Source organism: Rhodanobacter aciditrophus (assembly GCF_050026795.1).
Lineage (GTDB): Bacteria > Pseudomonadota > Gammaproteobacteria > Xanthomonadales > Rhodanobacteraceae > Rhodanobacter_A.
On sequence record NZ_JALBWP010000012.1, the window covers coordinates 343,591 to 364,892 of the forward strand.

Below are 21,302 nucleotides of genomic sequence, written 5' to 3' on the forward strand. Positions count from 1 at the left end.
TTGCACCGGGCGCGTCGGTCCGGCGTCGCGATCGCGAAAGGGTTTGCCGCAGCCGCGCCGGCACGCATCGGCATGCGCACGCCCGTGATGGATGCCGCAACGCCGGCGGCGCCCGCCGGCGCTGCCGGTCAGGTTCCGTGGAGCTGGTGCCTGATCGCCTCGACGAACGCCGGATCGAGCCGGCCGATGTGGCTGGTGCGCGCCACGATGCGGCCGTCGGCGTCGAGCAGGATCAGCTCGCTGGAATGGTTGAAGTCGCCGTCGGGCAGCTGGCGGTACTGCAGGCCGAGCACGCCCGAGAGCTGGCGCACCGCGGCGGGCTCGGCGCGCGCCAGCGTCCAGGCCGGGGCGTCCAGCTTGCGTTGCTGCGCGTAGCGGTGCAGCACCGCCACGCTGTCGCGGGCCGGGTCGAAGCTCACCGCCAGCAGGTCGATCTGCGCACGCTCGGCGGGATCGAGTGCACCGCGGGTGGCGCGCATGCTGTCAATGATCATCGGGCAGACCATCCGGCAGGACGCGTAGAACATCGTCACCAGTTGTAGCCGGCCGCGTCGCACGGAAAGCGGCTGCCGGTGGCCGTCCTGGTCGGTGAGCTGCAGCTTGAGGTTGTAGACCGAGTCGCCGGGCAAGGGCTGGGTGGCGTGCGCCGCACCGAATGCGAGCGTCAAGGCAAAGAGCAGGAGCAACCGTTTCATCGTGGACCTCGCCAGGCATGCTTTGCTGTACTGATGTCGCGGGAGGGCATTCCTGCCCCCTCCCAGACTCGCCCAGGCCGGCCGCTGGCCGGCCTGGGCTCCGCCGCGGAATTGCTGCGCGATTCCCCGCGTGCGGCCCATCCATGGGCCGCCGGCTTCGGGCTGCCGCACCGCGAGCTGGAGTTCAGGGTTTCGCGCAACGGAAGCCCATGTTGTTGGTGGTGTCCGACGCCTTCAGTGCGGAGAGCATGGCGATGCGCATCAGCACCGCGTAGTTCTCCTTCTGCCGCAGGCTGATCGCGCCCGCGCCGCAGAATTTCAGCAGATCGGAATCGTTCGGGTCGCGGCTGTCGCCAGCGACCATCAGCGCGTTGAAGTCGTCCACCCACTCCCACACCGGCTGGGTGATGTCGCGCACGCCCCAGGCATTCGGCGCGCCACCGATGTCGGGCAGCGGCGCACCGGACGGGCGCGCGTACCAGGCCAGCAGGTTCTCGCGCCAGGCGGGATCGCGGCGCGCGTCGCGCCGCGTGGCATCGGCGGCGGCCGCGTATTCCCACTCGTACCAGCTGGGCAGGCGCGCGCCTTCGCTTGCGCAATAGGCCTGGGCAGCGAACCAGCTCACCCGGGTCACCGGCTGGCGCGGCTTCGCCGCCTCGCCCAGCGCGACGGGGCCGGCCCAGTGGCTGAGGTAGCGCGCGTCGGCGAGGATGCCGGCGACGCGGTCGCGCCGCCATTCGGGATGGGCCTTCACGAACGCCAGGAACTCGGCATTGGTGACTGGCTCGGTGCGCAGGCGGAACGGCGCGAGCTGCGCAGGTGCCGACTTGCCGTCGGCCGGAAGCACGCTGGCGAAGCGCCCGCCCGGCAGGGCGGCGTAGTTCGCCGCCGCTGCCGGCAGGGCCAGCACCAGGCCCAGCCAGGCCAGTACCAGGTGCGCACGCATGCTCAGTGCTCCGCCACCACCACCGGCGCCGACCCGGCGCGGGCCTTGGCCACTTCGTCCGCGCTGAAACGGCCGCCCGGGTTGCCCCAGCTGTTCATCACGTAGGTGAGGACGCTGGCCACCTCGTCGTCGGTGAGCTGGCTCATCGGCGGCATCACCGAGTCGTACTCGTGGTCCCGCACCTTGATCTTGCCGCTGAGGCCGTGGGTGACGATGCTCATCGCGCGCCTGGGATCGGCGGCCAGGAAGTCCGACTTGGCCAGCGGCGGGAACACGCCCTGCAGGCCCTCGCCGTTCGCCTGGTGGCAGGTCGCGCAGGTGCCGCCGAACAGCCGCTTGCCAGCGTCGATCTGCCCTTCCTTGGTCGAGGCCGCCACTGCAGGCACCTTCGCCGCGGCGAGCACCGCATCGCGCCTGGCCTGGGCGGGATCGCCCGCGAATGCCGTGTCGGCTTGCTTGCCGGAGAAGACGGCCTTGTTCTCCGGACCGTCTACCTTGAGCGCGCCCAGTGCGCCCTTGTTGAACGCGCGGAAGATCGCATGGTCCACCAGGGCGTAGGTGCCCGGCACCGTCGTGCGGAACTGCACCGTGACGGCGGCGCCCGGCGACACCGGCACCGTCTGCATGTCCTCCAGCGGACGATCGAAACTGCCGAGCCACACCTTGTCGAAGACCTCGCCGATCACGTGGAAGCTCGACAACAGGTTCGGGCCGCCATTGCCCACGAACAGGCGCACGGTTTCGCCGGTCTTCGCGGTGAGCGCGTTGGCCCCGGTGAGCGCCCCTTCCCGGCCGTTGAACAGCACGTAGGTGGGCTGCTCGGCGATCGCCTTCTGCATGTCGAAGTCCTGGTGACCCTTCGCGTGGTAGGCGCCGCTGGTGTAGAAGTCGCCTTGCATCACGTAGTACTCGTGGTCCACCTTCGGCAGCCCCTGCGGCGGTTCCACCAGGATCAGGCCGTACATGCCATTGGCGATGTGCATGCCCACCGGCGTGGTGGCGCAGTGGTACACGAACAGGCCCGCGTGCAGTGCCTTGAAGGTGAAGGTCGACGCGTGGCCCGGCGCGGCGAAGCTGGCGGCCGCGCCGCCGCCCGGACCGATGACGCTGTGCAGGTCGATGTTGTGCGGCATCTTGTTGTCGGGCGCGTTCTCCAGATGGAACTCCACCGTGTCGCCCTGGCGCACGCGGATGAAGCTGCCCGGCACGGTGCCGCCGAAGGTCCAGAAGGTGTAGGTCGCGCCATCGGCGATCGGCATCTCCTTCTCCACCACCTCCAGGTTCACGATGACCTTGGCGGGGTAGTCGCGGTGGATCGGCGGCGGCACGTTCGGCGGACTGGCCAGCACCGCGTGGATCGGCTGGCCCTGCGGCGCACCGGGATCGACTGACGCGACGCTGGTCGGCGCGGGATCGGCATGTGCGTCTCCGATCACCGCCGCCGACACGCCGCCGGGTCCGCCGCTGCACGCGGCAAGGGACAGTGCGGCAGTGATGGCGGCAACACACAACACGTACTTCATGGCATGGCTCCTTGGTTTTCGGCGCCATGCTGGCGGGCATCCGGCAGACCGGGCTTGACCGCAATCAGGCGCACACACGCCGATCGCCTTCTGCGTCAAGTCACCGCAGCACCACGGAATGCAGACGCGCCGACATCGATCATGCAGACGCGAAAACGGCCCGCATGGGCGGGCCGTTCTTCATCGCAGCGACGGATGGCGCGTCGCGCCGGGCGGCTCAGCCGCGGCGCGGCAGCATGCGACGCAGCGTGTCGTCGCGGGTCCAGTAGTGATGGAACAGTGCGGCAGCGGCGTGCAGGCCGATCAGGTAGTAGCCGATCTCGCCGATCGTCCCGTGGAGTTCCTCCAGCGAATGGCCCAGCGCCTTGTCCGCACCGAGCAACGCCGGCAGTTGCAGGCCGAAGAACGGGACCGGCTTGCCCTGGGCACTCAGGGTCAGCCAGCCAAGCACCGGCATGACCAGCAGGAAGACATACAGCACCAGTTTCATCAGCGCGGCGAGGCGATGCTGCCACGCCGGCAGCGGCGGGCGGATCGGCGGCGCCGCACCTCCGGCGGCACGCAGTGCCAGGCGGATCGGCAGCAGCGCCAGCACCACGAGGCCAAGCATGAAATGCCATTGCATCATCGCCGCACGGCCGGCGCTGCCGCGCGGGAAAATGCCGCGCAGCTCGATCAGCGCATACACGGCGACCAGCAAGCCCAGGGTAAGCCAGTGCAGCGCGATCAGGCCGCTGCCGTAATGGTCGTTGCCGTTCCGGAAGTTCATGGCGGGGCTCCCATGGCGGGTCGAGGATGACCGTAATCTGGCACGACCATCCGGGCAGCCATTTGAGCGCGGTCAACCGCGTGCGACGCTTCCGTACGACGCTGGCCGCGCGGCGGCATCGAACGGGCTTTCAGGCAGCGAGCAGGTTCTGCCCCAGCTCGCGCAGCTGCAGCGGCTCGCGCAGGTGCAGCACGCGCCGCTCGATCGCCACCAGGCCCTTCGCACGGAAGCGGCTAAGCGTGCGGCTCACCGTCTCGGCGGCTAGGTTGAGGTGGCTGGCGATGTCGCTGCGCGACATGCTGAGCTGGAAATGGGTGCCCGGGAATCCGCGCGCCGCATAGCGTTCGCCGAGGTCGACGAGGAAGGCGGCCATGCGTTCGTCCGCGCTGTGGTCGCCACCCAGCAGCCGGGCCATGCCAAGCTGGCGGCTGATCAGCCGGAACAGGTGCTGCTGCACCGCCGGCTTGCGCGTGGCCAGCGCGCTCATCGCGGGGAACGAGAAGCGGCAGAACTGTGCGTCCTCCAGCGCCACGGCGTCGCAGGGAAAGCGGTCCGGGTAGATCGCGTCGAGGCCGATCACCTCGCCCGGCAGGAAGAAGCCGAGCACGTGCTCGCGGCTGTGATGGTCCTGCTGGCGGATCTTCACGGTGCCCGCGCGCACCGCGAACACCGCCTCGAACGGGTCGCCCTGGCGGAACACGGTTTCGCCGGCGCGGTATGGGCCCAGGTGCTCCATCAAGCCATGCAGGGGCGACAACTCGGGCTTGCCGTAGCCGACCATGGCGCACACGCTGGACAGCGCGCAGGTGCGGCAGAAGTCCGGAGCATCGCCCGCGGCGAGGGACACCCCCGGCTGGCGGCTGGCAACGTGATGCGGTCGCGCTTCCGCGTCGGGCCCGGGCAGCGGTCCGTCACTCATATCGTGCGCGAGAACCGGGGCGCCGCCGTCCGGCCGAGGTAGGCGTCGAAGCACATCGCCACGATGCGCAGCAGCAGCCGCCCGCGCGGGGTGACCCGGATCATCCGCTCGTCCAGCGTCAGCAGGCCGTCGTCGGCCAGCGCGCGCAGGCGTTCCAGTTCCGCCGCGAAGTATTCCGCGAACACGATGTCGCGCTGCCCGCCGAACTCGAGCATGTCCAGCTCGCCGTAGCACATCAGCTGGCCGATCACCTCGCGCCGGATCAGGTCGTCCACGTTCAGCGACAGCCCCCGCGCGATCGGCAGGCGGCCGTTGTCCAGCGCGGCGTAGTAGCCGGTGAGATCGCGCGCGCTCTGGCTGTAGCTGTCGCCGATGCGGCCGATCGCGCTGACGCCGAGGCCGACGATGTCGCATTCGCCGTGGGTGGAATAGCCCTGGAAATTGCGCTGCAGGGTGCCGGCGCGCTGCGCGGCGACCAGCTCGTCGTCCTCGCGGGCGAAGTGATCCATGCCCACATAGACGTAACCGGCCTCGCCCAGCCGCGCCAGCGCACGGCCGATCAGCTGCAGGCGCGTGGCCGGATCGGGCAGATCCTCGGCCTTGATGTGGCGCTGGGCCTTGAACATCTCCGGCAGGTGCGCGTAGGCGTACACCGCCACGCGATCCGAGCCCAGCGCGATGATCTCATCCAGCGTGCGCTCGAAGCCGGCCACGGTCTGCTTGGGCAGGCCGTAGATCAGGTCCACGCTGGTGGAACGGAATCCGCTGTCGCGCGCCGCCTGCAGCACTTCGCGCGTCTGCGCCACGCTCTGGATGCGGTTCACCGCCTCCTGCACCGCCGGGTCGAAATCCTGGATGCCCACCGAGATGCGGTTGAAGCCCAGTTCGGCGATGCCGCGGATGTAGTCGGCATCGGCGAAGCGCGGGTCGATCTCGATGCCGAACTCGCGGCCGCGCTCGTTGCTGAAGCTGAAGTGGCGCGCCAGCACGCCCATCAGCTCCTGCATGCGCGGCACGTCGAGGAAGTTCGGCGTACCGCCGCCGAAATGCAGCTGGGTCACCTGGCGGTCGCGGTCGAACAGCCGCGCCACCAGCTCGATCTCGCGGTACAGCCGTTCCAGGTAGCGGTCGGCCTTGCCCACGTCGCGCGTGATGATGCGGTTGCAGCCGCAGTAGAAGCACGGGCTGACGCAGAACGGCACGTGCACGTAGATCGACAGCGGGCGCGGGATCGGGTCCTCGTTGGAGGCCCGGATCACCGAGCGCAGCGCGCGCTCGTCGAAATCGCCATGGAACTGCGGCGCCGTCGGGTAGCTGGTGTAGCGCGGACCGGCCACGTCGTAGCGTGCGACCAGCGCGGGATCGAACTCGGGAATCTGGATGGCGTGGTTCATGGGCGCAGTGTGCGCAAGCGCCCGCGCAAGAGCTTTGACGCACGTCAAACCGGCGTCCCGGCAGCGCACGGCCCCGCGCGGGGCGCGCAGGCCGCGCCGCGCGGCCGGGCGTGGCGCGCCGGCGCCACCGCCCTGGCGGAAACCCCCGTGTCGAATCGCCGCAGCCGCCCTTCCCCGCCCGCAGCCGCATCGGCGACGTCGTCCACCATGCGCCCGGCGCACTCAAGCATCGCGTGGAGCGACCGATACCCCAGCAACAGCTGCGCACGCTACAGGGAGTGATACATGCTGGTTCTCGTCGGCTCGTTGGTGGTGATCGGTTGCGTGCTGGGCGGCTACGTGCTGTCGCACGGCCACCTGCTGGCACTGTGGCAACCCTACGAGTTGCTGATCATCTTCGGCGGCTCGATCGGTGCCTTCCTCACCGCCAACTCCAGCAAGGTGGTGAAGGCCGCGCTGGGCGAGGTGGCGGCGCTGTTCAAGGGGCCGGCCTACCGCCAGCAGGATTTCCTGGACCTGCTCTCGCTGCTGTACGACATCTTCAGCGTGATGCGCAAGGAAGGCCTGCTCGGTATGGAGGAGCACATCGAGGACCCTCAGTCGAGCACGCTGTTCTCCGCCTATCCGCGCCTGCTCGGCGAACGGCACCTGGTGGAGTTCATCACCGACTGCCTGCGCCTGATCGTGGGCGGCAACATGGAGGCGATCGAGCTGGAGGCGCTGCTCGACGCCGAGGTGGAAACCCACCACATGGAGGCGGAAGTGCCGGCGCTGGCGGTGGCGAAGATGGCCGACGCGCTGCCGGGCTTCGGCATCGTGGCGGCCGTGCTCGGCATCGTCACCACCATGTCGAGCCTCTCCGGCGATACCTCGCAGATCGGCGAGCACATCGCCGGTGCGCTGGTCGGAACGTTCCTGGGCATCCTGCTCTGCTACGGCTTCATCGGCCCGCTGGCCGCCGCGATGGAGGCGCGCGTGCGCGAGAACAGCAAGGCCTTCGAATGCGTGAAGGTGGGCCTGCTGGCCAACCTGCGCGGCTACAACCCCAAAGTGTCGGTGGAGTTTGCCCGCAAGGTGCTCTCCGCGCATGCACGCCCGAACTTCCAGGACCTGGAGGAGCATCTCGGTAAGGTGCATGCCGGAGCCCGAGCATGAGCGACGCGCCACCGCCGATCATCATCAGGCGGGTCAGGAAGCGCGGCCATGGCCACCACGGTGGTGCCTGGAAGGTGGCCTATGCCGACTTCGTCACCGCGATGATGGCGTTCTTCCTGGTGATGTGGATCGTCGGCGCGGGCTCGCGCCAGCAGAAGGCGGCGATCTCCGACTACTTCCGCAACCCCAGCGCCACGCCGGGCAATACCACGGTGGCACCACCCGGCCGGATGGGCCCCGGCGGCGCCAGCGACTCCCTGATCAAGCTGGGCGGCGCGATGGATCTTTCGCACGGCCCCGGCAAGGACCGCCACAACGGCCCGACGGGCGCCCCCTCGAAGGCGGAGATCGAACGCCGCGCACGCGAACTCGACCGTGCACGCCTGCAGGAGCTGAAGGAGCAGCTGAACGCGGCCATCCAGAACAGCCAGGCGCTGGCGCCGTTCAAGGACCAGCTGCTGCTGGACATCACGCCGGAAGGCCTGCGCATCCAGATCGTGGACAAGCTCAACCGGCCGATGTTCAACCTCGGCAGTGCGCGACTGAAGGATTACACGCGGGTGATCCTGGGCGAGCTGGCCAGATTCATCAACCGCGTGCCCAACCATATCAGCATCATCGGCCACACCGACGACGCGCCCTACGGCAACGACAACAGCTACAGCAACTGGGAGCTGTCCACCGACCGCGCCAATGCCGCGCGGCGGGCGCTGATCGCCGGCGGCCTGCTGGACGACAAGGTGACGCGCGTGGTGGGGCTGGCCGCCTCGGTACCGCTGGACAAGACCAACCCCGGCAACCCGATCAACCGGCGCATCAGCATCATCGTGATGACCAAGGAGGCCGAGGCGGCGGCACTTTCCAGCGGGATGGCGGACAGCACCTTCATGCCAGGCCGGAACGACGCGTCGCCAGCGGCACCTGGGCCCGCCACGCCGCCCGCACCGGCGAACGGAGCGCATGCGCAGGCCACTCCAGCCACCGAGCCGACCGCCGCCATCGCCACGCTGCCGGTACCGCCGACACTGCGCGCCAAGGAAGGCGGGCAACGCGCAGGTTGAGCGCAGCACGCCGCGGGTCACTGTGCCCGCGAGCGGGCACGCCGACTCCATATCGCCTGCACCGCGACACCGGTCTCCCCCCCAAACATCCTGCAGGGTGCCGGGCGCCGCGCCGCCTGCCGCACGTGTTCCGTCGCGCGTGAGACGAAATGCCGCAGCCGCCGCGGCCGCGCCACGACACGCTTTCCCTGCCGATGGTCCGCGGGCTGATGCAGATCAGGGGCAACAGCGATTCCGGCACCTAGCATGCCGCCCGCTTCCCCTCCCCCACCCATCCTCCCAAGGAGATTTGCATGGCCTCAGCCACGCCATCTGCGGACCCGGCCGGCCCGCAGGATCGCATCAGCCGAATACTGGTCTGGATTCTCGTCGCCGTCACCATCGCCTGCTCGGCCGGCATGCTGGCGGCCACGCGCTCCACCTATCAGCAGGCCGCGCCGATTCCCCAGTTGATGGCGACGGCCGACGGCACGCCGGTGCTGAGCTACGCCGACATCGTCGCCGGCAAGTCCGGCTTCCAGAAAGCCGACCTGATGGACTACGGCAGCCTGTACGGCATGGGTTCGTCCTTCGGCGAGGACTACACCGCCGAGTACCTCGTGCAGCTGGCGAAGGAGGTGCGGGACAACCTGGCGCAGGCGCGCTACGGCCAGCCGTTCGACGCGCTCGACGCCGACCGGCAGTCCGGCATCACGCGGACCATGCGCGCGGAACTGCAGGGCATCGACCTCAGCCAGTCGCACGTGGTGCTGCCTGACACGGTGGCCAGGGCGATCGACACGCTGCGCACGCGCATCGGCGCATCGCTGCGCCGCGACGACTTCACCAAGGGCTACACCGGCGCCCGCGCGCTGAACCCCGAGAGCGCGCGGCAGACCGCGGGCTTCCTGCTCTATTCCTCGCTGACCACGGTGGCACGCCGTCCCGGCAAGGACTACTCGTGGACCAGCAACTGGCCGTCCGAACCGCTGGTGGGCAACCAGCCCACGCCGGCCACGTTCACCTGGACCTGGGCCTCGTTCACCATGGTGTTCTTCGCCATCGGCGCGATCCTGGTGATCTTCCGCCTGTGGATCGAGCCCAAGGCGCCGAACGAAACCTTCGAACCGGTGCTGGAAAAGTTCTTCGCGCCGACGCCGAGCCAGAAGGCGCTGTGGAAGTACTTCCTGGTCGTGGCCGCCGTGCTGCTGGTGCAGATCCTGGCAGGCTCGATCATGGCGCACTACTACACCGAGCGCGCCAGCTTCTACGGCATCGAGGTGGACAAGTGGCTGCCGTTCGCCTTCCTGCGCAGCGTGCATCTGCAGGCGCCCATCGTGTGGATCGGCGTGAGCTGGATCGCGGGCGGCCTGTTCCTCGCCCCGATCATCGGCCGCGGCGAGCCGCGCGGGCAGCGCTTCCTGGTGAACCTGATCTTCTGGGTGCTGGTGGTGATCGTGGCCGGCGCGCTGATCGGCAACTACCTCGGCATCGCCGGCATCGTCGACCAGCACTGGTTCTGGCTGGGCAACCAGGGGCTGTCCTACCTTGAGATGGGGCGCTTCTGGCAGATCCTGTTCTTCGTCGGCCTCGCCGTGTGGTGCCTGGTGCTGCTGCGCGCGTTCCTGCCCACGCTGCGCACGCTGTTCCGGCAGAGCGGCTCGCTGTACGGCCTGTTCCGCATCGAGCACCTGGTGTGGATCAGCACGCTGACCGTGGCCCTGTTCTACGTGTTCGGCATGATCCCGCTGGGCTCGCCCAACCCCTCGTTCTCGATCACCGACTTCTGGCGCTGGTGGGTGGTGCACCTGTGGGTCGAGCTGGCCTTCGAGCTGTTCGCCGCCTCGGTGACCGGCTACTTCCTGATGGCGCTGGGGCTGGTGTCGCGGCAGATGGCCGAGCGTGCGGTGCTGTTCGAATGGATCCTGATCGTGATCGGCGGCGTGCTCGGCACCGGCCACCACCTGTACTGGGCCGGCGAGCCCGGCCTGTGGGTGGGCGTGGGCAGCATGTTCTCCTTCATCGAGGTGCTGCCGCTGGTGCTGCTCGCGCTGGAGGCGATCGACCAGCACCAGCACATCAAGGCCAAGCAGAACTTCCCGTACAAGCTCGCCTACCTCTACATCCTGGGCGCGGCGTTCTGGAACTTCGTGGGCGCCGGCGTGTTCGGCGGCGGCACGCTCAACGCGCCGCTGGTGAACTACTACGAGCATGGCACCTTCCTCACCCTCAACCACGCGCACACCTCGATGTTCGGCGCCTTCGGCCTGCTGGCCATCGGCCTGCTCTACATGGTGCTGCGCTACTTCAACGGCGAGCGCCCGTGGAGCGACCGCTGCGGCGTGTGGGCGTTCTGGCTGTACAACATCGGCGTGGTGATGTGGATCGTGATGAACTTCTACCCGGTGGGCTGGCCGCAGCTGGAAGCGGTCTACACCCACGGCTACGCCTACGCACGCAGCCTCGCGTTCTACGACACCACCACGTTCTGGCAGTGGATGCGCATGCCGGGCGACATCGTGTTCGCCGCCGGCGCGCTGCTGATGGCCTGGGATTTCCTGGCCAAGCTGTGGGGCCAGCACCGCGCCCGCCTCGCGGCACCCGGCCGCTAGGCGGCCGCGCGGGCAGCCGGTGGACGCGCTCCACCGGCTGCCCGTCCTTGATCGGCGGGTTTCGCCGGGCCAACGAATCCGCGCTCCCCTGTCGCAAGAAAATTCAGCGTTGCCGCGCCTGCCGCCGAGGGAATATCTTCGGCGGCTCGTGCTTGCCCGGGACGTCCGCCAAGACTGGGGCCCGGAGCCGAAGCATGGCCGATGGCGCGGGGCTCGTCTCTCGCCGCAACGATGCGTGAGGAGAGTACGGGTTCGCCATGGTTGCCTTGCCGTTCGTCCGCGTGCCCCTGGCGCAAGCCTTGCGATTCGCCGTGCCGGTGGCCGCCGCGACGCTGCTCGCGGCCTGCGCCGCGGGGCCGGATTTCAAGACGCCTGCGCCGCCCGCAGTCGGCGGCTACGCGCCGCATCCGCTTTCGACGACCGTCGCCACGCCGGGCGTGGCCGGTGGCGCGGCCCAGCACCTCGAGCCGGGCGCGGACATTCCCGGTGACTGGTGGACGCTGTTCCATTCCGCGCCGCTTGATGCGCTGATCAGCCAGGCGCTGCGGCACAACCACGACCTGAAGGCGGCACAGGCAGCCCTGCGCGTGGCGCGCGAGAACACGCTGGCGCAGCGCGGCGCGTTCCTGCCCAGCGTAACGGCGAGCTTCTCGGCCAGCCATCAGCGGCAGTCGACCCAGCTCGCCCCGACGCCGAACTATCCCGTGGTGTCGAGCGAGTATCAGTACAACCTGTATACGCCGCAGCTCTCGATTTCCTACACACCGGACGTGTTCGGCGGCAACCGGCGCGCGGCCGAGTCGCTCCGGGCGCAGGAACAGGCTGCACGCTTCCAGATGATCGCGACGTGGAACACGCTGGCCGCCAACGTGGCGGTGGCGGCGATCCAGCTGGCCTCGCTGCAGGCGCAGCTCGACGCCACGCGGCAGGTGCTGGACGCGGACACGAAGATGCTCGGCATCCTGCGCTACCAGTACGCCAGGGGTTACGCCAGTCGCGTGGATCTCGCCGCGCAGGAATCGCAACTGGCGCAGACCCGGGCCACGCTGCCGCCGCTGGAAAAACAGCTGGCGCAGCAACGCGATCAGCTGGCCGTGCTCACGGGACGCTTCCCGTCGCAGGCGGCGGACGGCGGGATCGCGCTGGACAGCCTGCAACTTCCCGGCAAACTGCCGCTGTCCCTGCCTTCGGCCCTGGTGGCGCAGCGGCCGGACGTGCGCCAGGCGCAGGCCAACCTGCACGCCGCCAGCGCCGCGATCGGCGTCGCCACCGCGGCGCGGCTGCCGGACATCACGCTGTCCGCCGATGCCGGCAGCTCGGCGCTGGAACTCTCCAGGCTGTTCACCGGCGGCACCGGCTTCTGGGACGTGGCGGCCGGCATCACTGCGCCGATCTTCGAGGGCGGCACCCTGCTGCACCAGCAGCGCGCGGCCAAGGCGGCCTACGACGAAGCCGCCGAGCAGTACCGCGGCACGGTGCTCGCGGCGTTCCAGAACGTCGCCGACACGCTGGCAGCGCTGGATCAGGATGCCAGGGCGCTGCAGGCGGCAGCCGGGGCCGAGCGGGCCGCGCGGCTGACGCTCGATCTCACGCAACGCCAGCTCAAGGACGGCTACGCCGGCAACCTGCAATGGCTGACCGCCGAACAGACCTGGCAGCAGGCGCGCGTCGCCCTGGTGCAGGCCCAGGCCAACCGCTACGCCGACACGGCCGCGTTGTACCAGGCGCTGGGCGGTGGCTGGTGGCACCACTCCGATCTGAGCAAGCAGTGACGATGAACAAGCCCGTCCCGTCCTTCCCTGCCTTCCCGCGCCGCGGCGTCGCGTTCGCGGCGCTGCTCGCAGCCCTCGCGCTCGCCGCCTGTTCATCCGGCGCGAGCGCGCCGGAAGGTGCCGCCACCACGCCGCACAACGTGACGCTGACGCAGGCGCAACAGCAGCGCATCCGGCTCTACACGGTCGAGCCATCGACCTACCGGACGGAGACCGACACCACCGGTGTGGTGGACTATGACCATGACCGTTCCGCCGCGGTGCTGGCGCCGTTCTCCGGCCCGGTGCTCAAGGTGCTGGTGAACCTGGGCGACCGGGTGAAGCAGGGCCAGCCGCTGGCCACCGTGGCCTCGCCCGACTTCGCCGCGGCCGTGGACGGCTACCGCAAGGCACTGGCGGCCGCGCGCGCCGCCGCACAGCTCGCTGCCACCGACAAGGACCTGTACGCCCACGACGCGATCTCGCAGCGCGAGAACGCGCAGGCGCAGTCCGATGCGGTGGGCGCCGAATCCGACAGCAACGCGGCGCGGCTGGCGCTCGTGGCGCTGCAGGTCGATCCGCAGACGATCAGGGCCATCGAGCAGGGCCGTCCGGTGGCCAACCTGCAGGGCGTGATCCGCGCACCGATGGCCGGCACCGTGGTGCAGCGTTCGATCACGCCCGGCCAGCTGCTGCAGGCCGGCAGCACACCCTGCTTCGCCGTGGCCGACCTGTCGAAGATGTGGGTGATGGCGCAGCTGTTCGGCAACGACCTCGCCAAGGTGCAGGTCGGCGACAGCGCGGAAGTGGAAACCGGCGCCGGCGCGAAGACGCTGCCCGGCAGCGTGGCCAACGTGTCGCCCGAGGTCGATCCCGATACCCGTTCGGTGGCCGCCCGCGTGGTGGTGGACAACCCCGGCGGCCTGCTGAAGAAGCAGATGTACGTGCGCGTGCGGGTCCGCTCCGCGAGGCCGGAACGCGGCCTGCTGGTGCCAGTGGACGCGGTGCTGCGCGACGACGAGAACCTGCCCTTCGTGTACGTGCGGGAATCCGACGGCAGTTACGCGCGCCGCCCGGTGACGCTGGGCGCGCGCACGGGCGACCGCTACCTGGTCACGAAGGGCCTCGCAGCCGGCGACAAGGTGGTGACCGAGGGCGGCATCTTCGTGCGATTCATCCAGACCCAATGAGCGAGCTGACGCCGCCACCGGGAGCGCGTCCGGCCTCCTTCATCAACCGCATCGTGGCGTTCGCGCTGCAGCAGCGCCTGCTGATCGTGCTGCTCACGGCGCTGCTGGCGGGTGCCGGCATGTGGGCGCTGAAACGCCTGCCGATGGACGCCTACCCCGACCTCTCGCCGCCGATGGTGGAGATCATCACGCAGTGGCCCGGCCATTCCGCCGAGGAGGTGGAGCGGCTGATCACGGTGCCGGTCGAGCTGGGCATGAACGGCATTCCCAGGCTGTCGGTGAAGCGCTCGATCTCGCTGTACGGCCTGTCCGACGTCACCCTCACCTTCAACGACGGCACCGACGACTACTGGGCACGCCAGCGCGTGTTCAACCGGCTCGGCGGCATCGCGCTGCCCAGCGGCGTGACGCCCTCGGTGTCGCCGCTGTCCTCTCCGTCGGGGCTGATCTACCGCTACGTGCTCGAGAGCACCGACCGCTCGCCGATGGAGCTGAAGACGCTGGAGGACTGGGTGATCGCGCCGCAGTACCGCTCGGTGCCCGGCGTCGCCGACGACTCCGCGTTCGGCGGCGGCGACATGCAGTACCAGGTGCTGCTCGATCCCGCGAAGATCGCGGCGCAGGGCCTGTCGGTGAGCCAGGTGGAAGCGGCGATCGCCGCCAACAACGGCAATGCCGGCGGCGGTTTCTACACGCAGGGCGGGCAATTCTTCTACGTGCGCGGCCTCGGCCTGCTCAAGACCACCGAGGACATCGGCAACATCGTGCTGGCCGTGCACAACGGCACGCCGGTGCTGGTGAAGGACGTCGGCAAGGTGGAGATCGGCATCGCGCCGCGCCTGGGCGAGTTCGGCTACATGGGCCAGGACGACGCGGTGGAAGGCGTGATCCTGATGCTCGCCGGACAGAAGACCCAGGACGTGCTGCAGCGCGTGGAGGCCAAGACCCGCGAGCTCAACGAGCACCTGCTGCCGCCGGACGTGAAGATCCATCCGTTCTACGACCTCAGCGACCTGATCGCGCAGACTACCCACGTCGTGCAGCGCAACCTGCTGCTGGGCATGCTGCTGGTGGTGGCGGTGCTGATCTTCTTCCTGTACGACGTGCGCGCCGGCCTGATCGTGGCGGCGACGATACCGCTGGCGCTGCTGTTCGCCTTCGTCTGCATCCAGCTGCAGGGCGCCTCGGCCAACCTGCTCTCGATCGGCGCGGTGGATTTCGGCATCCTGGTGGATGGCGCGATCTTCATGGTCGAGAACATCTTCCGCGAGCTGGCGAAGCGGCACGGCACCGGGTACGACATCCGCGAAGTGATCCGCGTCGCGGCCTCTGAGGTGGACCGCCCGCTGGTCTACGCCATGGCGGTGATCGTGGCCAGCTTCCTGCCGATCTACGTGCTCACCGGGCCGTCCGGCACGCTGTTCAAGCCGATGGCCGACACCATGATCTTCGCCCTGGTGGGCTCGCTGCTGGTCACGCTCACCCTGCTGCCGGTGCTGTGCGCGCTGTTCATGCGCAAGGGCGTGCGCGAGCGGCGCAATGCGATCCTGGAGAAGCTGCAGGTGTCCTATACCCGCTGGCTGGACCGCTGCCTCGCCGCGCGCCGGCGCACGGTGCTGGTGCCGGCGGTGCTGCTGGCGCTCTCGATGCTGCTGGCGCCGCGCATCGGCGCGGAATTCATGCCCCACCTCGACGAAGGCTCGCTGTGGGTGCGCGCCACCATGCCCTACACCATCTCGTTCAAGGAGTCGGCCGAGATCACGCCGAAGATCCGCGCCATCCTGCGCTCCTTCCCGGTGGTGACCACGGTGACTTCGGAGCTGGGCCGGCCCGACGACGGCACCGACTCCACCGGCTTCTTCAACGTCGAGTTCTTCGTGGGACTCAAGCCGTATTCCGAATGGGGCGGCAAGTACGCCAGCAAGCAGGCGTTGATCGACGCGATCAACAAGAAGCTCGCGGTGTTCCCCGGCATTTCCTTCAACTACACCCAGCCGGCCGAGGATGCGGTGGACGAGGCCGAGACCGGCCTCAAGAGTTCGCTGGCAGTGAAGGTGTACGGGCCCGACCTCAAGACGCTGCAGGACAAGGGCAAGGCGATCAAGGAAGCGATGCAGCAGGTGCCCGGCATCACCGACGTGACCCTGGTGCACGAGCTGGGCCAGCCGAACCTCGCGATCGCCATCGACCGTGCGGCCATCGCGCGCTACGGGCTCAACGTGTCCGACGTCAACAACGTGATCGAGGCCGCGGTCGGCGGCGACGTGGCCACCCAGGTCGTGCAGGGCGAGAAGCAGTTCGATCTGGTGGTGCGGCTCGAGCGCCGGTACCGCGACAATCCGCAGGAGATCGGCGACATCCCGGTGCTGACGCCCGGCGGCCAGCAGATTCCGCTGAAGGCGCTGGCCGACATCCGGGTCGAGAACGGCGCCTCCTTCATCTACCGCGAGGACAACTCGCGCTACATCGGCGTGCAGTTCTCGGTGAGCGGGCGCGACCTCGCCAGCACGGTCGGCGAGGCGATCAGGCAGGTGGCGCAGAAGGTGAAGCTGCCGCAGGGCTACCGGCTGGACTGGGGCGGCGAGTACAAGGAATACACCGCCTCGCGCGCGCAGATGGACGTGATCCTGCCGCTCACCGTGCTGCTGATCTTCGGCCTGCTGTTCGTGCTGTACGGCAACTTCAAGTTCCCGTTCATCACCGTGCTGGGCGTGCTGCTCACCTCGCCCGTCGGCGCCATCCTCGCGCTGTGGCTCACCGGCACGCCGTTCTCGGTGTCCTCCGGCATCGGCTTCATCGTGCTGTTCGGCGTCTCGGTGCTGACCTCGGTGGTCTACATCTCCTGCGTCAACGAGCTGCGCCTGGGCGGCATGGGGATCGCCGAAGCCACCCGCCAGGCCGCCCTGCTGCGCCTGCGGCCGATCATGATGACCGCGCTGGTGGCCGCGCTGGGCCTGCTGCCGGCGGCACTGGCCACCGGCGTGGGCACCGACTCGCAGCGCCCGTTCGCGCTGGTGATCGTCGCCGGCATGATCTCGCGCCTGGTGATCGGCGTGCTCCTGATGCCCGTGCTGTACAGCCTGGTGGCGCGCGACGACGACCGGTTGCAGGTGTGACGGCTATCCGAGCAGACCGGCGATGCCGGCGTACAGGCCCAGCCCGGTGGTGAGCGCGATGGTGGCGCCGGCCACGGCCGCATAGGCTCCCTTGAGGCGATGCGGCTCGGGCAGCACGCGCCAGGCCAGCAGGAACAGGAAGCCCAGCACGATCGGCAGCAGCAAGGCATTCATCACCTGCACGCCCACGCTCAGTTCCACCAGATCGGTACCGGAAGCCACCAGCACGCCCCCCAGGGCGAGGATCGAGGCGTAGGACCCATAGAACCACGGCGCCTCCTGCGGGCAATAGCGCAGGGAGTGCTCGAGACCCATCACCTCGCACAGCGCACGGGCCGCGGTGAGCGTGACCACGATAGTGGCCACCAGCGCGGCTCCCGTCATGCCCAGCGCGAACATCAGGGTGCCGGTCCAGCGGCCCAGGAACGGCGTGACCGCTTCCACGATCTGCTGCACAGTACCCAGCGGTCGCCCCGGTTCCGAGCGCCCGATCGTGGCCGCCACCGCGATCAGCACGGCTGCCATCACCGCCTGGGTCGCCACCGAGCCGATAGCGGTATCCCATCGCGCCGCCCGCAGGTCGGCGGCCGTCAAACCTTTCTCCGCCACCGCCGACTGCTGGTAGAACACCATCCACGGCATGATCACCGCACCGATGTTGGCGGCCACCAGGTACAGGTAGTGGTGGTCGGCGAACGGCACTCGCAGGGTTTCGCCCCATGCCGCCGACCAGTCCGGCCGGGCGAGCCAGGCGACGAGCAGGAACACGCACTCGAACAACCCGATGCACAGGGCGATGCGCTCCACGGTGAGGCAGGAGCCGCTGCAGACCATCGCGGTGAGCCCGGCCACCACGATGAGCATGCTGAGCCAGGCGGGGATGCCCACCAGCGCGGCAACGCCGGCGATGCCGCTCAACTCGGTGATCAGCGCCCCCACGCAGGCGAACAGCAGGGTCGACACCGATACCCAGGCCCAGAACCGGCCGAAGTGCCGGCGGATGGCGTAGCCGTGCCCGTGTCCGGTGAAGATGCCGAGGCGAACCGTGAGCTCCTGCACCACGAACAGGATCGGCACCAGCATCACCTGCAGCAGCAATAGCCGGTAGCCGGATTCCGCCCCGCTCTGCGCCGCCGTGACGATGCTGCCCGCGTCCGTGTCCGCCAGCATCACCACCATGCCGGGGCCGGCGACGGCGAAAAAACGCAGCAGGCGCGCCAGTCGTCCCCCTGGTGGCCGCGCCCGGAGGGCTCCGGTGCCCGGCAGGGCTTCGGCGGCTTCGATCTGCATCGACTCGCTCGGCTCAATTGCGAATGATTCGCATTGTAAGGCGAGCCTGTCCGGCGGACCTGATCCAGGTCAGGGGTAGCCACGGGAGTCCGCCCATGGCCGCAAGTGAAAGTCAGCGCCGGGCGCGGAAGAAATCCCGCAGCATCGTGGCCGATTCCTCGGCCAGCAGGCCGCCCTGCACCTCGAGGCGATGGTTGTGGCGCGGGTCGATCAGGGTGTCGAACACGCTGCCGGCGGCGCCGGTCTTGGTGTCGGTGGCCGCGTACACCACACGGCCGATGCGCGCGTGGATCAGCGCCATCGCGCACATCGCGCACGGCTCCAGCGTCACGTACAAGGTAGCCCCCACCACCCGGTGGTTGGCGACTTTTTCTCCCGCTGCGCGCAGCGCCATCACCTCGGCGTGTGCGGTGGGATCGTGCAGGGTGATGTTGCGGTTCCAGCCCAGCCCCACGATCTCCCCGTTCAGCACCAGCACCGCGCCCACCGGCACCTCGCTCTCGGCGTCGCGGGCATGCGCGGCCAGCTGCAGGGCGCGGCGCATGTGGGCTTCGTCGGTGGCTGAGAACACCGTGGGGGATGCGGGGTTGTGGGCGACCATCATGCGACGCGGGATTTTTCGCCATTGTAGCAACCCGGCGCTGGCCAGCGGCCGACTATCGCACCGCCGCACCTGCCATGAAGAAGGCCAAGGCGCCAGTGAGCTCGTCGGTCAGCTTGATCCGGCGATCTTCCAGCCAGCGCAGCAGCGCGCCCAGATACAGAAAATGCAGATGGCTGGACAGCAGCGCAGCAGGGATATCGTTGCGAATCTCGCCTTGGCTCTGTGCTTGCTCGATGAGCGTCTCGTACAGGGTGAGCATCTCCGAGTCGCCCTGCCCGGCATTGCCGTCCCCCAGCATCTGAAAACGATGGCGGATATAGGGAGCGGCGTAACTGCGGTGCGCCTCCCACCATCGCGCCGATGCCTCCATGACGCCGGCGAGCTGCGTCCGCAGGCTGCGGCGGGCCACAACCTTGTGCAACAGCGGCTCCAGATCGTGCGCCAGTTGCGCATGCAGGGCGTGCGCGAGCACCGCCTCCTTCAACGCGAAATGGTTGTACAGCGTGCCGCGGGCCACATCCGCTTCCGCGGCGATCTGCTCCATGGTGACGGCCTCGTAGCCGTGCCGCTCGAACAGCGCTCGCGCCACCGCAGCGAGGTGCTCGCGGGTACGGGCGCGTCTGCGGTCGTTGCGTGTCGGGGTCGCCATGCTTGCAGCTTACATTGAACAGTGACTAATATCGAACATTGTTCAATAATTAGCGGCACGCGAAGCGCCTGGCATGCGCCGAGCCCCATCGCTCCTCCCTTCCCTTCCGTCCCGAGCGCCCGACATGTCCAGTGTTTCCCGCCCATGCATCGTGATAGGCGCCGGCCTGGCCGGCCTGTCGGCCGCCCTGCGTCTGGCGCGCGCCGGCAGAGAAACGATCGTGCTTGAAGCCGCGCAGGCCATCGGAGGCTGCTGCTCCGGCGCGCAGTTGGACGGCTGCACGTTCAACAACGGCGCGGTCTACGTGGCCGTACCCTCGCTGTTGCGTCGCGCATTCGAAGAGCTGGGACTCGACTTCGACGCCGAAGTGCCTTTGATGCCGATCGCGCATCCGCACGAAACGCATCTCGACGACGGTACCGTGATCCACCTCGGATCACCGGATGTCGCCCATGCGGAAGGGGTGGAGTCACAGGCACGAACGCTCCTGCTGCGCGACGGGCTGCGCGAGCTGCACGCCGACTGGCAACCGATCTATCGCTGCCTGGTGGACAAAATCCTCCCCAACGAGCCCTCCCTGCCCCGGGCCATCGCACGCCTGTGGCATCACCTGCCCAAGCTGGGTGGCCGGGCGGACCGCCTGATCGCGCGCCACTTTCCCGACCCGACCTTGCAGGCGGCGGTGGCGTCCACCCTGCTTTATACCGGCACGGCACCCCGGCGCCTTCCCGCAACGCAGATGATCGGCTTGATTGCCATGCTGGAGGAAGGGTTCCACCTGCCGCTTGGCGGCATGGGCGCGATCACGGCGACCCTGCACCGTGCGCTGCTGCAAGCTGGCGTACCGGTCCGTTGCGGCAGCAAGGCCGATCGCATCGAGGTGGTTCGCGGCGCCGTGGCGGGCGTCATGCTGGCCAGCGGCGAGCGCGTTCCGGCTGGCCAGGTGATTGCCACCTGCGCGGGCTTCGACGTGGTCGAACGCTTGCTGCCGGCGCGGGACGTCCCAGGAACGTTGCGGCGCAGGGCCGGCAAGGCACCGCTGTCGCACCGCGCGATCGCCGTGCAACTGGCCGGCCGCTTCGAGCCCAGGTCCGATGCCTTCATCGTCAACCACGTGCCGGACATGGCGCGCCAAGGCGAAATGCACCAGTCGCCCTTGGCCATGCGCCCCTGGCTGTCGTGGACGACGCCCACGGCGGTGCTCCCCACTCTGGCGCCACCGGGCACAACGATCATCGAGACGTACGCGCCCGTCTCCGGTATCTCGCACGCGCAGGAGTGGACGCCGGACATGACCAGGCATGCGCTCGGCATGCACCTTGAAGCGCTGCATCGGCATCTCCCGGGCCTGAAGGTCGATACGTTGCGAACGCTCGATCCGCAGGATTTCGTGCGGCAACGCCACCTGCACGAGGGCGCACTCTACGGCATCGCCCCCGGCACCACACCCAACCACTACTTCCCGCATCGCACCGCATTGACCGGCCTGTACCTCGCGGGACAAACCACGTTCCCGGGTTTTGGCGTACCTGCGGCGATGTATTCGGGCCTGCAGGCTGCCGAATCCCTGCTGGGCGAAGCTCGGCACTGACGGGTCCCGCGGCCGTCAACGATTCACCATCCAACCCGGGACAAGCGCCACGGCAAAA

Annotated in this window: 16 protein-coding genes; 7 read left to right on the forward strand and 9 right to left on the reverse strand. The window is 68.9% G+C overall.

Going from position 1 to position 21,302, the window contains the following annotated elements; genetic code table 11:
• Positions 1-128: 128 nt before the first annotated feature.
• The 6 genes from ACQGNW_RS14600 to hemN form a co-directional block, all read right to left on the reverse strand.
• Positions 129-695 carry an SCO family protein gene (locus ACQGNW_RS14600; protein WP_426663950.1) on the reverse strand — a complete coding sequence of 189 codons (567 nt, stop codon included), beginning with the start codon at positions 693-695 and terminating at the stop codon, positions 129-131.
• 184 nt (positions 696-879) lie between these two features.
• A complete protein-coding gene (locus ACQGNW_RS14605) occupies positions 880-1,641 on the reverse strand; it encodes a formylglycine-generating enzyme family protein (protein ID WP_426663951.1) in 762 nt (253 codons plus the stop codon).
• 2 nt (positions 1,642-1,643) lie between these two features.
• Positions 1,644-3,164, reverse strand: coding sequence for a copper-containing nitrite reductase (gene nirK / locus ACQGNW_RS14610; protein WP_426663952.1), 1,521 nt, complete (start codon positions 3,162-3,164; stop codon positions 1,644-1,646).
• A 217-nt stretch (positions 3,165-3,381) separates the two neighbouring features.
• Positions 3,382-3,933, reverse strand: coding sequence for a cytochrome b (locus ACQGNW_RS14615; protein WP_426663953.1), 552 nt, complete (start codon positions 3,931-3,933; stop codon positions 3,382-3,384).
• Positions 3,934-4,063: 130 nt separating this feature from the next.
• Positions 4,064-4,780, reverse strand: a complete 717-nt coding sequence (locus ACQGNW_RS14620; RefSeq protein WP_426663954.1) for a cyclic nucleotide-binding domain-containing protein — start codon at positions 4,778-4,780, stop codon at positions 4,064-4,066.
• 68 nt (positions 4,781-4,848) lie between these two features.
• The gene (hemN, locus tag ACQGNW_RS14625) at positions 4,849-6,246 is read right to left on the reverse strand and encodes an oxygen-independent coproporphyrinogen III oxidase (protein WP_426663955.1); all 1,398 of its coding nucleotides are present in this window, start codon (positions 6,244-6,246) and stop codon (positions 4,849-4,851) included.
• Between the two features lie 285 nt (positions 6,247-6,531).
• On the opposite strand from hemN, the gene motA reads away from it, so the two are divergent.
• The 6 genes from motA to ACQGNW_RS14655 all read left to right on the forward strand — a co-directional run bounded on the left by motA (position 6,532) and on the right by ACQGNW_RS14655 (position 17,110).
• The gene (gene motA, locus ACQGNW_RS14630) at positions 6,532-7,401 is read left to right on the forward strand and encodes a flagellar motor stator protein MotA (RefSeq protein WP_426663956.1); all 870 of its coding nucleotides are present in this window, start codon (positions 6,532-6,534) and stop codon (positions 7,399-7,401) included.
• Positions 7,398-8,462: a flagellar motor protein MotB gene (motB, locus tag ACQGNW_RS14635; protein WP_426663957.1), complete on the forward strand. Its 1,065-nt coding sequence runs from the start codon at positions 7,398-7,400 to the stop codon at positions 8,460-8,462. Before motA ends, motB begins: the two co-directional genes overlap by 4 nt.
• 293 nt (positions 8,463-8,755) lie before the next feature.
• Positions 8,756-11,053 carry a nitric-oxide reductase large subunit gene (locus ACQGNW_RS14640; protein ID WP_426663958.1) on the forward strand — a complete coding sequence of 766 codons (2,298 nt, stop codon included), beginning with the start codon at positions 8,756-8,758 and terminating at the stop codon, positions 11,051-11,053.
• A 257-nt stretch (positions 11,054-11,310) separates the two neighbouring features.
• Positions 11,311-12,825, forward strand: a complete 1,515-nt coding sequence (locus tag ACQGNW_RS14645; RefSeq protein ID WP_426663959.1) for an efflux transporter outer membrane subunit — start codon at positions 11,311-11,313, stop codon at positions 12,823-12,825.
• A 2-nt stretch (positions 12,826-12,827) separates the two neighbouring features.
• Complete coding sequence (locus tag ACQGNW_RS14650; RefSeq protein ID WP_426663960.1) at positions 12,828-13,994, forward strand: efflux RND transporter periplasmic adaptor subunit; 1,167 nt, start codon at positions 12,828-12,830, stop codon at positions 13,992-13,994.
• Complete coding sequence (locus ACQGNW_RS14655) at positions 13,991-17,110, forward strand: efflux RND transporter permease subunit (protein ID WP_426663961.1); 3,120 nt, start codon at positions 13,991-13,993, stop codon at positions 17,108-17,110. Before ACQGNW_RS14650 ends, ACQGNW_RS14655 begins: the two co-directional genes overlap by 4 nt.
• A gap of 3 nt (positions 17,111-17,113) precedes the next feature.
• Here the strand turns inward: ACQGNW_RS14655 and ACQGNW_RS14660 are convergent, their stop codons facing one another.
• From ACQGNW_RS14660 to ACQGNW_RS14670, 3 genes are all read right to left on the reverse strand, one after another.
• Positions 17,114-18,400, reverse strand: a complete 1,287-nt coding sequence (locus ACQGNW_RS14660) for an NRAMP family divalent metal transporter (RefSeq protein WP_426663962.1) — start codon at positions 18,398-18,400, stop codon at positions 17,114-17,116.
• A gap of 112 nt (positions 18,401-18,512) precedes the next feature.
• Entirely contained in the window at positions 18,513-19,001 is a 489-nt protein-coding gene (gene tadA / locus ACQGNW_RS14665) for a tRNA adenosine(34) deaminase TadA (protein WP_426664777.1), read from the reverse strand.
• A gap of 55 nt (positions 19,002-19,056) precedes the next feature.
• Positions 19,057-19,653: a TetR/AcrR family transcriptional regulator gene (locus tag ACQGNW_RS14670; RefSeq protein WP_426663963.1), complete on the reverse strand. Its 597-nt coding sequence runs from the start codon at positions 19,651-19,653 to the stop codon at positions 19,057-19,059.
• Between the two features lie 124 nt (positions 19,654-19,777).
• On the opposite strand from ACQGNW_RS14670, the gene ACQGNW_RS14675 reads away from it, so the two are divergent.
• Positions 19,778-21,244 carry a phytoene desaturase family protein gene (locus ACQGNW_RS14675; RefSeq protein ID WP_426663964.1) on the forward strand — a complete coding sequence of 489 codons (1,467 nt, stop codon included), beginning with the start codon at positions 19,778-19,780 and terminating at the stop codon, positions 21,242-21,244.
• The last annotated feature ends 58 nt before the right edge of the window (positions 21,245-21,302 follow it).